General features: G+C 59.8%; 14 protein-coding genes and 1 pseudogene. 7 read left to right on the top strand and 8 right to left on the bottom strand.

Annotation, left to right across the window (positions count from 1 at the left end):
* Window positions 1–779: 779 nt before the first annotated feature.
* Together NLM33_RS37155 and speD are read left to right on the top strand one after the other, a co-directional pair.
* Window positions 780–947, top strand: a complete 168-nt coding sequence (locus NLM33_RS37155) for a hypothetical protein (RefSeq protein WP_254103397.1) — start codon at window positions 780–782, stop codon at window positions 945–947.
* Between the two features lie 166 nt (window positions 948–1,113).
* Window positions 1,114–1,506, top strand: coding sequence for an adenosylmethionine decarboxylase (gene speD / locus NLM33_RS37150; protein ID WP_254103396.1), 393 nt, complete (start codon window positions 1,114–1,116; stop codon window positions 1,504–1,506).
* 289 nt (window positions 1,507–1,795) lie between these two features.
* Here speD and NLM33_RS37145 read toward each other — a convergent pair whose 3' ends face one another.
* Window positions 1,796–2,248, bottom strand: a complete 453-nt coding sequence (locus NLM33_RS37145; RefSeq protein WP_254103395.1) for a MarR family winged helix-turn-helix transcriptional regulator — start codon at window positions 2,246–2,248, stop codon at window positions 1,796–1,798.
* Between the two features lie 694 nt (window positions 2,249–2,942).
* Between NLM33_RS37145 and NLM33_RS37140 the strand changes: the two genes are divergently transcribed.
* On the top strand, window positions 2,943–4,211 hold the full coding sequence (locus tag NLM33_RS37140) for an IS256 family transposase (RefSeq protein ID WP_254094380.1): 1,269 nt from the start codon (window positions 2,943–2,945) through the stop codon (window positions 4,209–4,211).
* Window positions 4,212–4,413: 202 nt separating this feature from the next.
* On the opposite strand, the pseudogene NLM33_RS37135 reads toward NLM33_RS37140, so the two are convergent.
* Window positions 4,414–4,619: pseudogene (locus tag NLM33_RS37135) on the bottom strand (cold-shock protein).
* Window positions 4,620–5,026: 407 nt separating this feature from the next.
* Between NLM33_RS37135 and NLM33_RS37130 the strand changes: the two are divergent.
* From NLM33_RS37130 to NLM33_RS37110, 4 genes are all read left to right on the top strand, one after another.
* Window positions 5,027–5,467 (top strand): hypothetical protein, encoded by a 441-nt coding sequence (locus NLM33_RS37130; RefSeq protein ID WP_254103394.1) that lies wholly within the window; start codon window positions 5,027–5,029, stop codon window positions 5,465–5,467.
* A gap of 708 nt (window positions 5,468–6,175) precedes the next feature.
* Window positions 6,176–6,547, top strand: coding sequence for a type II toxin-antitoxin system RelE/ParE family toxin (locus tag NLM33_RS37120; RefSeq protein ID WP_254103393.1), 372 nt, complete (start codon window positions 6,176–6,178; stop codon window positions 6,545–6,547).
* Complete coding sequence (locus NLM33_RS37115; RefSeq protein ID WP_254103392.1) at window positions 6,544–6,888, top strand: helix-turn-helix domain-containing protein; 345 nt, start codon at window positions 6,544–6,546, stop codon at window positions 6,886–6,888. The genes NLM33_RS37120 and NLM33_RS37115 overlap by 4 nt, the downstream gene beginning before the upstream one ends.
* Before the next feature lie 20 nt (window positions 6,889–6,908).
* Window positions 6,909–7,283 carry a hypothetical protein gene (locus tag NLM33_RS37110; protein WP_254103391.1) on the top strand — a complete coding sequence of 125 codons (375 nt, stop codon included), beginning with the start codon at window positions 6,909–6,911 and terminating at the stop codon, window positions 7,281–7,283.
* Between the two features lie 90 nt (window positions 7,284–7,373).
* Here the strand turns inward: NLM33_RS37110 and NLM33_RS37105 are convergent, their stop codons facing one another.
* From NLM33_RS37105 to NLM33_RS37080, 6 genes are all read right to left on the bottom strand, one after another.
* Window positions 7,374–8,570, bottom strand: a complete 1,197-nt coding sequence (locus NLM33_RS37105; protein WP_254103390.1) for an acyl-CoA dehydrogenase family protein — start codon at window positions 8,568–8,570, stop codon at window positions 7,374–7,376.
* 29 nt (window positions 8,571–8,599) lie between these two features.
* Window positions 8,600–9,388, bottom strand: a complete 789-nt coding sequence (locus NLM33_RS37100; protein ID WP_254103389.1) for an ABC transporter ATP-binding protein — start codon at window positions 9,386–9,388, stop codon at window positions 8,600–8,602.
* Window positions 9,389–9,460: 72 nt separating this feature from the next.
* Window positions 9,461–10,792: an ABC transporter substrate-binding protein gene (locus NLM33_RS37095; RefSeq protein ID WP_254103388.1), complete on the bottom strand. Its 1,332-nt coding sequence runs from the start codon at window positions 10,790–10,792 to the stop codon at window positions 9,461–9,463.
* A 27-nt stretch (window positions 10,793–10,819) separates the two neighbouring features.
* Complete coding sequence (locus NLM33_RS37090) at window positions 10,820–11,866, bottom strand: branched-chain amino acid ABC transporter permease (protein WP_254103387.1); 1,047 nt, start codon at window positions 11,864–11,866, stop codon at window positions 10,820–10,822.
* A gap of 3 nt (window positions 11,867–11,869) precedes the next feature.
* Window positions 11,870–12,760, bottom strand: a complete 891-nt coding sequence (locus NLM33_RS37085; RefSeq protein WP_254103386.1) for a branched-chain amino acid ABC transporter permease — start codon at window positions 12,758–12,760, stop codon at window positions 11,870–11,872.
* Window positions 12,760–13,581: an ABC transporter ATP-binding protein gene (locus NLM33_RS37080; RefSeq protein WP_254106087.1), complete on the bottom strand. Its 822-nt coding sequence runs from the start codon at window positions 13,579–13,581 to the stop codon at window positions 12,760–12,762. The genes NLM33_RS37085 and NLM33_RS37080 overlap by 1 nt, the downstream gene beginning before the upstream one ends.
* Between the last annotated feature and the right edge of the window lie 117 nt (window positions 13,582–13,698).

Genomic DNA, 13,698 nt, shown 5'->3' with positions numbered 1-13,698 from the left:
CAAAGCGATTGTGAGCTTTAAGACCATTGTCCATAAGTTGACGCATGCACCCGGTACCAAGCAACCGGTGCCCCCTCAATTCCCAAGCGGCACGCTGCTTGCTTCATTCGCGGTGCCATCACCGAAGCCAGCTCGAAAATGCTCGGTTGTGGATAGGGATAGCGCTGCGGAGTGTTTAATGCGATCTGGAGTTCGTTCTGGGGGAGCGACAACGATTGCGCTGGAAGCAAGCGGCGTAGCCAATTCGGCGGATCTTGAGCCAGCAGTACTGCTGCCATCGGCCCCGTGGAGCCGGTCTGGAGAATATAAAGGCCGGCACGCCCGCAGTATCAGCGCTCAAGCATGCTTCAGAAATCCCGACGTTCCGTCTGTCTATGGCGGCTGCGCCGATACTCCCGCGGTCTCTGCGGGCGACCAGATCGGCTACAACTCGCAAAAAAATGGTTGGGTGTTTGGCCTCAAACGCGACGCCCACGGCTCCGTCTCCAACTGCAGAAATACCTGTCTTGCCGGCTCCGGCATAGCAGCGAGGGTAAACTTCAAGGCGGGTCCAAGCGACTTTGTCACCGGACCCGGTCGCCTCGGTTTACGCCTTGGGCACGCAGGGCGACACCATGCCCTACCTCAAGGGAAGGGTGGCTTGGCAATGCAACTGTCGGCGACGGCGCGCTCGACTTCTGCAAGACGCGAAGTTTATTGGGCGCGAACCGAGCGTCTACCGAAGGGGCGATCGACGTCTTCGCCGACAAGCGTTGCGCCAAGAACGGCCGGGCGTTCGAATGCCTGGTCAAGGATCGCGACGCACTCCGAACAGGGATCTCTTGCTAACCACCAATTCCATCGAGAGCCTGTTCGGCACCGGGCAATACAGGAGCATGCGGGCGAACGGCTCCTTGATGCCAACCACCGCCAGGCCGATGGTGCTCGAGCTGGTGATCGCAGCATAAGGGACCTGGCGGCGGCTTAAGGCACAAATAGGCGCCAAAGGTCGCAGTTGTCAGATTCAATGACGGCATTGAAATCATCCAAGTGCCGAGCGCGCCTGATCACCTCGCCATCCAGATCCCGAACAGCTCAGCCTAATGCGGCCGATGATTCAATGGAGATTTCTCAATGACTATTGATGGCGAGAAGGCAGCCCCGCCGGCTCTGTCCTCGGGTGGGACGCATATTCTCATCGACCTATGGGGAGCGAAGAACCTTGACGACCCGGCTGTTGCGGAAGACGCAATCCGAAAAGCCGTCCGTGCGGCGAGTGCGACCCTACTCCACCTTCATGTTCATGAGTTTTGTCCGGGTCACGGTGTCTCCGCAATAGCCTTGTTGGCGGAATCGCACATCACCTTGCATACTTGGCCTGAGAGGTCCTACGCGGCCGCTGATATTTTCGTATGTGGCAACAGCGATCCTGCGAGCGCCGTGCCAGTTCTAGTTCAGGCCTTTCAGCCCGAACAGTCTGACGTTCGCCGTTTCCGCAGATGCGCGTCAATCAAGCCAACGCGTTGAAGCAGATGGTCGATCTCCTTGGAATAGCAGCGGATGCTGCTTCGCTCGCGCGCGTTGCTCCGGCAGTTTAGCGAACGCCGTTTAGGGGCCGCTGTTGTGCGCAATCGTGCGGCCAATGGCGCGGAGGACAAGATTTGGAGCGTCTTGAGTGCCCGGCTGGCGCGTCTGAATTGATGGAGTGGTTGGCCTCCGTATCCGACATCATGGCGCCCCCCGGAAGATCATGTCAAGGAGAGCCCGTATGGTGCCGGCGAGCGCGCTCTGATGCTCAACATTGCGTCATTTAGACCTACAATATCCCGATACTCAGCTTTTGAGATGCCAATCGGCTGTTCTTGGCAAGCAAGGTTAGACGTTTGTTGACGTAGTGAAGAGATTCCTCGTCGAGCCCGTCAAGCATTGTAGAGTTAAGAGCTTGCCTCTTGATTGACAGCTTCCTGATGTCCGCCTGCGCCTTTTCAGTCAGCGATATCCGCAGGCATCTCGCATCATCAGGCGAGGTCACGCGGGCAAGGAGCTCCAGCTTTTCGAGTCGCTTTGTTTGATGGCTGATAAAGGCGGGATGGATACGCAGCTTGTTCGCAATCGCTATTCCCGAGACCCCGCCACCTTCGTCGAGTTCGTCGATGGCCATCAAGATCAACCACTGCGGCTCAGTTATGCCTAATAGCTGAGCCCAACTCTTGTGTATTTCCTCGAGAATGGAATGCACCTCGACGATATTCCAGATGAAGTCACTCACGGCTCGATCGAGTCTTTCTTTCATTTGCATCTGGCATCTTGTTGTTTCCGGCAGGTCTCGGTGTCGCCAATCACGGTTGGTGTTCACTTCGGCCGAAACGTACGTAACCTTCTTGTGTGATCGAAATGGGCTCAGGCAACGCGATGCATCAAAACACGTAAGACCAGCAATTGATTGAGTGCCGATCTCAAAGAATAGCCGGTTCTTCAGCGCCAGCTTGGGCCCATATGCATAAATAGTAGCTGGCAACACAGAGGAAACTTCATGGTATTAGGCCATATACCGCCGAAATTCTGCTCATTGTCGCGGGAACCGCGCAGCTTTTCATCCGACTAAAGCCATCAGATGTTCCGCGACTGAGATGATGCTCGCATCCTATGAATTGGCGGCGACCGGGCGTCAGCGTCACGGTGAAAGCGGAGCTTGGTTCGTGAGTTGGCAAAACGAGCGGCAAAAGCCGTTCTGATGATGCGTTCGGGAGTTCCAAGAGAGGTTGTTCAGGGCTCCTTGCTCCTAGTCGCGGCGAGCTGAGATTCAAGCCAAAAAGCAGCGCTCAGACTGCTTCAGGGTATGGTCCGATAACGAACCCCACACAATGAGCTATGCGGGAAACTGGGTGATGACGGACTGAGATAGGCGGCGTATCGAGGCGGGTGTCGAGCCTGCCAGAACCTCTCAAGGAGAGCGATACGCCATGAACGAGACTAGCAATATTGTTGCCCTTCGTCAGCCCGACGATATCGACGATCCACTGACCAATATTCTGCGAGCTGGTGCTCGGCAACTTCTGGCGCAGGCCGTGGAGGTCGAAGTCGAGACGTTTCTTGCCACGGTGAAGGATTTGAAGCTGGCCGACGGGCGCGCCCGTGTCGTGCGACATGGTTACGGCCCGGCGCGGACGATTGCGACCGGCATCGGCCCGGTCGAAGTGGCGCGGGCAAAGATTCGCGACCGTGGAGCGGCCAGCGATGGCGAGCGGATCCGGTTCAGCTCGGCGATCCTGCCGCTGTGGGCGCGGCGCACCCGGAGCCTGGATGCGCTGTTGCCGGTGCTGTATCTGCGCGGCATCTCGACCGGCGATTTCCGGGAGGCACTGACGGCCCTGCTGGGCAAGGACGCGCCAAACCTGTCGCCTGCGGTGGTTTCTCGGCTGACGGCCGAGTGGCAGGGCGAGTACGAGCGCTGGCAGAAGCGCGATCTGTCGGCGCGACGCTACGTGTATGTGTGGGCCGATGGCGTCTTCCTGCAGGCGCGCATGGAAGACCACGGCGAATGCATGCTGGTGCTGATCGGCGCGACGCCGGAAGGCAAGAAGGAGCTGATCGGCTTTCAGGTCGGCGTCCGCGAGAGCGCGCAGAGCTGGCGTGAGCTCCTGATCGACGTGAAGCAGCGCGGGTTGCAAATCGCCCCTGAAATTGCCGTTGGTGACGGCGCGCTCGGCTTCTGGAAGGCGCTTGACGAGATCTGTCCCGGCACGCGGCACCAGCGCTGCTGGGTGCACAAGACCGTCAACGTCCTGGACAAGGTCCCGCTCTCGGTGCAGGCCAACATGAAGAAGGACCTGCGCGAGGTCTATTGGGCGCCGAACCGGGCGGCCGCCGAAGCGGCGATCGACATCTTCGCCCAGAAATATCGCGCCAAGTACGGCCGGGCGGTCGAATGCCTCGCCAAGGACCGCGACGCACTGCTGGCCTTCTACGACTTCCCTGCCGAGCATTGGGATCACTTGCGCACGACCAACCCCATCGAAAGCGTGTTCGCGACCGTGCGGCACAGAACCGTGCGGACGAAAGGATCGCTGTCGGCAACGACCGCCAGGCTGATGGTGTTCAAGCTGGTTATCGCCGCATCAAAAACCTGGCGGCGGCTCAAAGGCACAAATCAGTTGCCGAAGATCATCGCAGGTGTCAGATTCAACGACGGCATCGAGGTCATCCAAATGCCGGCAACCCACGCCGCCTGATCACCTCGTCACCCAAAATTCTGCATAGCTCCCACACAATTGGCCGCGCTATTTGGGGCTCGAGGAATTACGGCGCCAAAAAAGGAAACGGCCTCAGCGGCTCCGGGGGGATATGCTGAGGCCGAACCTACGCCTCGCGGACAAGCCGGAGGCGGAGCCAGAACGAGGAATGGTTGGCTGATTTTCGTTTGCGCGAGGAAGACTATCCAAGTCGGAGATTTTCGGCGGATACTTTACCAGAACGTCCGGTCGTTATCTCATAGCTAATCTTTGCACCCTCTGCCAGCTCGCTATAGCCGGCCCTTTCAACGGCACGAATATGCACGAAGACATCAGGGCCGCCATCATCTGGCTTGATAGCCGTAGCCCTTAGCTGCGCTGAACCATTTTTACAGTACCTATCGCCACCACGGTAACTCCAAGTTGAACGCGCGCGATTTAGCCAGAGTTCCCACTGAGCATCAAGACCATCCGTAGTATGAGACGTCCGTGTTGCTAAGTCGCGCGATCGTAACGATTGCGCAGCCGCGTACCATAGCGGCGCCTGGATCGCCAAGCGTTTTTCATACGTGGTGTCCACTCTGGCTCACTGGAGTAGAACAGCGCAAAATGTTGCTCAAGCGCTGCAAAGCTAGCTTGGCCATCTGACTGCCATTGCCTGCTTGAATCTCAACTCAATAGAGCAGGACCATCAAGCGACAAGGTTATCTTGCCCACCGCCAGACGGTCTGGTGTCTCAGAAAGCGCGTCGCGCACGCTTGAGGTCGTCGAGCGGTAGCCTGGCCAACGGTAGAGGCCTCCGCGAGCCTTGTGGCGTGAGCGCGGACGTCGATTTCGTGCTTGGCATGTTCTTGCAAACTTTATCGAGGACCTGCGCGCACGCCGCGACCGCATGCGACGGGCTGATTGCCCGATGCGCGAAGGAAATTCCACGGGCGTGCGTCGTTGAGAAAGATTTCCGTGTTACTTCTGATGAAGTCAATTTAGCCGGTCACGGCTTCGGCCGCATCGTATCCATCCCGGACTTGCTGGTCCGCCGTGCCGAACCGGTGCTCCGATTGCGTCAATTCATTCACGAGCCGCATCAGATTGTACTGCAGCCAAAGCCTTTGCTGCAGGTCACGGTTGCTTCGCCGAAACAAGGTCTCGGCATACGTGCCCATACGGAGGCGGTAGAAATGGCTGGCCATGTTCTGCTCCTATGCCGCTGCGCCGACCTGATCTCAGCACCTGCGTCGCTGTACTCGCCGACCTAAGATCACCCTGCCTAGCCTGCAAAGTACCGGTTTATTGCTGTTGCTTGACGCAAGAATCACGCATCGACGCATAAATTCGGCGGATGAGCGCTCTTGTTCGATGGATTCCGCTGGTCGATTGTCGGCTTCTGCTTCTGGCGAAGCCGACCGCTTTGTCATCGCGCATGAAACGTTCCTGACAGAGGTGCCGCCGAGGCAAGAAAGCCGAACTATGATTCCCGCACGCTGATTACCGCACTTCCCTCAATGCTCCAGAGGCCGACGCGCTGAGCGTCGAAGCCGCTCGCGAGGTCGAGCGGTTTCTCAGGCCTCGCGATAGGCAGAAGAAAACTCATCGTATTTCGCTGGGCCGTGAACCTATAAACGCGCCGGGCGGACGGCTTGCTGGAGTCCGCTGTGCCCCGGATAGCCGGCACGTGATGCCAGTTCCCACCCGTCGGCCTTTCGGACGCTACTTCCGTCGATAGAGCACTCTGCCCGCCGGCAGCAGTTGTAGCAGGATATCGAAGTCGGCAACGTTGGCGGTCAGCACCGAGAAGCCCAATTTTAGAGCCTGCAAAAACAGCACGCAGTCCAGCAAAGTGCGGAGCTTGTAGTCGCCGGCATAGCACGCTCGTCACCCAGAAGCGTCAGCGCCTGTCGGCCGGACTCCGCCCCGTCTTGTAAGGAGCGTTGACAGGAAGCCTATAGGTATATTACTATAAGACCGTGAATGATCTACTGCGCGCGATTAGACCCACTGTTTTCGTGGGTTCGAGCCAAAAGGACCTCAGGGCCTTTCCTGCGGCCGTCCGGAGCGAGATCGGCCAGTCCCTTTTTGAAGCGCAGCTCGGCAAGCATCCACGCAACGCCAAGCCCTTAAGGGGTTTCGGCGGGGTCTTGGAGATCCGGGACAACTTTGACGGCGACACCTACCGGGCCGTCTACACAACGCGATTTGAGGGCGTCCTATACGTCCTGCATGCGTTCCAAAAGAAATCAACAAGCGGGATTGCCACCCCGCAGAGACACGTGGAGTTGATACGGCAGCGCTTGCGCGACGCCGAAGCTATCCACAAAGCAACGAAGGGAGGCCGATGATGAGCACCAAGAAGAAGCTACCTGCCCATACCAAGGGCTCTGGCAATATATTCGCTGATCTCGGCTTACCGAACGCCGAGGAACATCAGCTCAAAGCTGCACTCGTAGTCCAGTTGAAAAGGCTGATCTCAGAACGGGATCTTTCCCAGGTAACCGCAGCAAAATTGGTGGAAATGAAGCAGCCTGACCTATCCAAGCTCCTTCGCGGCCAGTTGAAGCTGGTTTCGGTGGAAAAGCTGTTGAGGATGCTCACGGCGTTCGACCAAGATGTTGAAATCACGGTAAAGCCGCATCGTAAGCGCGGCGAGACTGGCCGGATTACCTTCATTCCGGCAGCATAGACACGGACAAAGGGGGGCGCATGAACCTGAATGCAACGGCGGCCCATGCTACGCATGAGCCCACCCTCCACTGCCCGAACTGTAATCACGAAATCAAGCTGACGGAGTCGCTCGCCGCGCCCCTCATTGAGGAAACGCGGCGTCGCTTCCAAGAACAGTTAGCCAACAAAGATGCTGAGGTCGCAAAGAAAACAGAAGTCCTACGGAGCCTCGAGCGCAAGTTCGGCGGCCACTTTGTGCGCGATGTCGATGGCTTCGGCATCGGACCTGATGATCTGCGCTTTCGGTACAACGCTGAATTCCGATCCCGGCCCGGATCGGTCGGCCCGTTCAACTCGTGCGCTCATGAAGCACTCCCAACGCCTGCTCGTCACCCCGGCTGGCCGGCGCCGTAACGTGCCGTTCAATATCCGATCCTGATCGCCGCATCTCCCGCGGCATGCACGAGGTTCCAATCCTCCGCGGGTTAACCTGCGAAGTTCGAACTATTCTCCGCCTTCATAGAACAGCTCTAATGGCAGGCCGACCAGCGATTTGCCAATCCAGTCCCGAGCGATGATGTTGGACGGCCCCATTGCGATGGCAGCACGAGCGTCGCGGAAGGAACGCTCGATCGGCCCTCGGTGATAGCCGTAACCTCCCGTCACCGTCAGTGCAGCGGCGGCGACCTTGTTCGCGACCTCGGCGGCGTGCACCTTGAATTCGGTCAGCGGGATCAGGATTTCACTTTGCGGCTTGCCGGCGCGCCAGAGTTCGTCCAGCCTTGCTGCTAGTTCCAGGCGCCACGGCCGCAACGATTCGACGAGCACCTTGGCCGCACCGAGCTCCTGTCGGATTGCCTGATAGTCCGCAAGTCTTTTGTTCCGATCCTTGTGTACGAAACTTGCGGTGTGCTTGACCGCCGCATTCAACACGCCCCTCGCCAGGCCTTCCCAGACGGCGCCGAGCCCAATCAGATAGACGGGCGAGACACCGTTGTAGATGATTTCCTTCCCCTGTCCTTCTGCGCCGAGCCGGTCCCGTTGCGGTACCCGCACGCTGGTGTACTGGATGGGCCCCGAGTGATTGGCGCGCACGCCGAGGGCGTTCCAAGGCTTCGATTCGATCCCGGGAGACTTGCCGTCGACGATGAAAAAGACGATGTCGGCCTGATCCTTGGCGCCGGGCGTGCGTGTCTGCACGACATAGAAGTCAGCCTGACCGGAGCTCGTTGTGAATGATTTCTTGGCATCGAGCAGATAGTCATCACCGTCGCGCGATGCCTCCGATAGATTATACCACCAGTGTCCCCCGGTCGCGCGTTCACTGGTCGAATATGTACCCAGCAAAGCACCGTCCTTCGCCTTAAGCCAGCGCTCCTTCTGGTCGTCGCTGCCATATAGATTGATGGTCTGAGCCGCGCCGACATGCATGACGTAGATAAGGCCAGTCGATGCATCAACCTGGCCAATACGATAGGCAGCTTCGGCAAAATCGACATGGCCTAGGCCAAGGCCGCCAAACCGGGTTTCGTTCAAGACGCCGGTCCAGCCCGCTTCCGCCAACGCCTCCAAATTCTCTTTGGGAAAGCGGCTTTCGAGATCGTTGCGATCGGCATTGACCCTTACGGTCGCATCGATGGCGGCATCCAGCCGGGAATAGGGGTGTTGGATGAAGTTGTGTGCCAGCTTGGCTGAAGCCATTCTCAGTCTCTCCATTTTTTTCTGCGAACTCAAGCAACCGCGTGCGTCAGCACGTTTTTTCTGAAGTCAGTTTGCGGTGAACCGCCGAGGTAAAGCGCCTTGATATCGTCGCGGTCGCGCAAGGCGACTGATGCGCCGGACAGGACGCTATGGCCGTTATCGAGAACGACCGCGTGGTCGGAAAAGCGTAGCGCGACCGTCGAATTCTGTTCAGCTACCAGGATCGAGAGGCCCCGCTCTCTGTTGAGCCGCTTCAGCGCTCGGAAAATGCTCTCAACGACAAGCGGGGCGAGCCCCATGGACGGTTCGTCGAGCACCAACAGCCGCGGCCGCGACATCAGCGCGCGGCCGATCGCTGTCATCTGCTGTTCGCCGCCCGACGTTAGTCCCGAGATAGACCTGCGATGATCCTTCAGTCGCGGGAAAAGCTCGTAGATCTCCTCCAGATCCGTGCGGATCACGCGAGACTTGGCGTCTCGGCCAATGGCACCCGTAATAAGGTTCTCTTCGACGGTCAGCGATAGGAAGCAATGCCGACCTTCAAGCACCGGAACGATCCCGGATCGGACCAATTTGGCGGGCGCCGCAGATATGATGTCGCGGCCTTCAAAAGCGATTCGCCCGGCAGCTATCTGACCGCGCCGCGCGGGTAAGAGGCCCGAGATCGCCTGAAGCGTTGTCGATTTGCCCGCACCATTGGCGCCGAGGAGAGCGACGATCTCGCCGCGCCGAACCGCGAACGATACCTCGTTCACGGCACGGATGACGTGATTGTAGGTCGCCGCAAGCCCCTCGACTGAAAGCAGAATGTCACTCATGCCGGATCCATCCATTCCAAGGCGGTACCGTTCGCAAGCTGACGCTCCCGAAGGGTACCGCCTATCGCTTCACTACTGGCTCACCGGATCATCACCGGAGGTACGGATCTTGATGTCATGCTCCTTGGCATAGGCCGTCGACGACTTCTCGATGATCGGCCGGAGGAACGCCCAGTCGGGCGCGATCCAATCCGAGACGACCTTCCACTTGCTGCCGTCCCATTGCTGAAACGTGACACGGCCGTCACCCTCATGATTGTTCCAGGTAACGTTGATCGAATGGAACAGCCCCTTCGCGCCCAGTGCTTCCACCCGCGCCGGATCCAGCTGGAGGTGCTCAAGGCCCCAGCGAACCTCGTCGCCCGTTAGGGTGCGCTTGCCGAACTTGGCCTGCGCGATCCGGACAGCTTCGGCGTTGAGGATACCGTTTACAATCCCGAGATTGTGGTAGACGCTGCCGATCCGCTTCTTGTCGTCGAGATTGCCCTTGTTCGCGCCGTAGACGGTTTTGATCACCTCCTGCAGCACCGGATATTCGGCGCCAGACGCCTGGGTCGTAATCGCGATATAGCCCTTGGCCGCATCTCCCGCGGGAATAACGTCTTCCTCGGAATTGGACCAAACATTGCCGATGATGTGGTCGGCTGGGAAGCCGACCTTTTGTGCGGTCTTCAAGGCCACTGGATTCATCACGCCCCAGCCGCGCAGTACCACATAGTCCGGCTTTGCCCGTCGGATCGACAGCCACTGCGATTGTTGCTCGTTGCCGGGATGCGGGACCTCGATCTGCTCCAGGCCAAAGCCGTACTTGTCCGCGAGCAGCTTATAGATCGGGATCGTCTCCTTGCCATAGGGCGAGCCATGATAGAGTACGACGATCTTCTTGCCGTTCAGCTTGTCCGGGCCGCCTTCTCTCGAGGCGATGTAGTTCACGATCCCGGAGGTCTCGCTGTAGGGATTGAGCAGCAGCGGAAAAACGTAAGGGAACACGCGGCCATCGGTCGAATCGGTGCGTCCATGATTGATCGTAATCAGCGGCACCTTGTCCTTGGTGATACGGTCGATCATGGCATAGGCGATGCCGACCGACAGCGGATTCCAGGCTGCGATCCCAGGTCGGCTCTTCAACCGCTCATAAACCTCTACGCCACGCTCGACCTCGTACTGGGTCTCGCCCTCATCCCAGGTCAGCTTCACGCCGTTGACGCCGCCATCGCGGATGTTGATTAGATTGAGATAATCGATGAAGCCACCGAAGAACCCGGTGCCGCCGGCGGCATAGGGACCAACGCGATAGCTTTGCAGCGGGAAGAACTGCTCGTCGGCGTGCACCGCCAACGTACTGGCAAGGCCCACGGCGAGTGCCGCGCCCATTGTCACCTTCAAACGGCTGAACATGTTCATTACAAGCTCCTCTGGGTAAATCAGATCTCAAGTCGGGATCGTTGGGCGCCTGGCGGGCCGAACAGCGGACCAAGTGCGATCCCACAGGGCAATCAGCCCGCGCGGCTCTGCGATCAGAAAGGCAATGATGAGCGCGCCGATGACGATACGCTGGCTCATCTCCAGCACGCCGGAATCGAAGACGCCGCCAAGCAAGGCCGCACCGACGCGGGACAGCAGAAGCGGGAATACGACGATAAAGGCCGCGCCGATGAAGGAGCCGCGCAGCGAAGCAAGCCCGCCGATGATGATGATGAACAAGATCTGGAACGAGCGATCGAGATTGAAGCCGGCCGGCTCGACGGTGCGCAGGTACGCAAACGCCCAGAGAACGCCGGCGACCCCGATGAGGAACGACGAGATGCCGAAGGCGAGCAGTTTGGTCCGCAGCAGCGGCACGCCGATCACCTTGGCCGCGATCTCGTGATCGCGCACCGCTATGAAGTTGCGGCCGGATTGGGAGCGCAGTAGTCGCAATGTCAGCAAGGTCAAGACGACCACGATCGTCAGCGAGAAGACATAACGTTGCGCGGCGCTGGTGAACGAGACGCCGGCGACGGTGAGAGCCGGCGCATCGATCACTCCGGATGGGTTGTCGTTGGAGAACCAGCCGAACTTGGTGAGCGCCCACTGCACGAAGAATTGCGCGGCGAGCGTCGATACCGCGAGATAGAACCCGCGCAGCCGCAGGCTCGGCAGCCCGAACACAATGCCGATGGCCGCAGCGATGCCGCCTGCCAGCACCAGATCGACCAGCAGCGGCAATCCAGGAAGGCGGAGATGGAGATTGTACGCGGCGTAGGCGCCGACCGCGAGGAACGCTGCCGAGCCGAGCGAGATCTGCCCGGCATAGCCGGTGAGGACGTTGAGTCCGACGGCGGCGAGCGCCAGCGCCAGGAACGGCGTGAGCACGGCATCAAGCAGATAGTCCGACCCGGCGAGCGGAACGACTCCGTAGGCGACTGCGATGGCAATGCCGATCCACAACGTCTCGGCGGAAGGCAAGTTCGATTTGGCGGGAGCAAGAATGGCCATTGTCTACACCCTCTCCACCAGCTTCTGTCCGAACAGGCCCGATGGCCGGATCAAGAGGAGCGCAAGTGCCACGACGTAGGCCGCCCAAGCCCCGATGCCGCCGCCGAAAAACGGCCCGACATAGACCTCCGCCAATTTTTCGATCGCACCGACCAAGAGGCCGCCGACGATCGCGCCGGCGATCGAATCGAAGCCACCCAGCACCAGGACCGGCAGCGCTTTCAAGACGACGAGCGACAGCGAGAACTGCACGCCGAGCCGCGCCCCCCACAACAGGCCACCGACCAGGGCGACGATGCCGGCTACGGTCCAGACTGCCGCCCAAACGCGCGGCAGCCGCAAGCCCACCGCAAGGGCGGCAAATTGGTCGTCAGCTACCGCGCGAAAAGCGAGCCCGGTGCGGGTATAACGAAAGAACAGAGCAAACAGTGCGACCAAGCTGCCTGCGACGCCGGCCGCGAACAGATCGAACTGGCTGATGAGCACGCCCGCCACCTCGAACGGCACGTCGCTGATCCCGATGTCGAGGCCATGCACCTGCGTGCCCCACAGAAGCTGTGCAGCACCCTCGATGACGTAGGAGAGCCCGAGCGTCGCCATGAACAACGTGATCGGCGGCTGGTTGACCAGCGGCCGAAGCACCGCGCGCTCGACGACGAGACCCAGCGCGATCATGATCGCCAGTGTTGCCGCCAGCGCCGCAGGAAACGACGCGCCGCGCTCAATCAGGCTGACGAAGGTCAGCGCCGCGAACAACAGCATCGCTCCTTGCGCGAAGTTCAGCACGCCGGAGGTCTTGTAGATCAATACAAACCCGATCGCGACCAGCGAGTACATGACCCCCGACAGCAGGCCGCCGATCAAGACCTCAATCAGAAACTGATAATCGAACATCAGATTGCGAGCTCCGTGTCATCTTCATGCGCGACGCCGAGATAGGCATCGATCACCGCCGGATCGGAGCGGACCTGCTCCGGCGTGCCGTCGGCGATTTTTCGTCCGTAGTCGAGCACGGCCACGCGATCGGACAGCCCCATCACGACGCCGATGTCATGCTCGATCAGGACGATGGTGGCGCCAAAGCTGTCGCGGGCGTTGCGTACATGCAGCGACAGCTCATGTTTCTCGGTCAGGGTCACGCCGGCGAATGGCTCGTCCAGCAGCAGGAGTTCTGGCCCGGCAACCAACGCCCGCGCCAGCTCGGCCCGCTTCTGCACGCCGTAAGGCAGCGTTCCGGCGATGCGGTCGCAAACGTCGTCAAGATGCAGAAAGCCGATGACCTCTTCCGCCGCCGCGCGGTTTTCCGCCTCGATCCGCCGCGCCAATGGCGAGCCGACGATCTGCCGCAGGACCCCCGCGCGCACGCGGTGCGCAAGCCCCATCAGCACATTGTCGAAGACGGAAAGCCCCTTGAACAGCGCAAGATTCTGAAACGTCCGTGCCACGCCATAGGCGGCGAGCTTCGACGTCGGCACCTCACGGAACGAATGCTCGCCGAACCACACCTCGCCTTCATCGGGCCGGTAGAGGCCGCTGACGACGTTAAGCAGCGAGCTCTTGCCGGCCCCGTTCGGCCCAATGACCGCTAGGATTTGTCCCCGAGCGACCTGCAATTCAACCTCGCGCAGTGCTGCGACAGCGCCAAAGCTCAGCGAGATGTTCGTAAGTCCGAGGACCGGACATGGAAGCGTAACAGGCTCCGCCCGGCTCACAATCGCCTTGCCGCGCTCTTGCCTCGCGTGACGGACATGTTCTCCGGCGGAACTGTCCTCCAGACAAAGCGCAGCCTCTCCCCTCGCAATCCCCGCCACTTGGCCCCCTCCCTGACGGTT

The organism is Bradyrhizobium sp. CCGUVB1N3, from assembly GCF_024199925.1.
Classification (GTDB): Bacteria; Pseudomonadota; Alphaproteobacteria; order Rhizobiales; family Xanthobacteraceae; genus Bradyrhizobium.
Note: the sequence above shows the minus strand (reverse complement) of the source record. Positions and strands in the feature narration are given on the sequence as shown.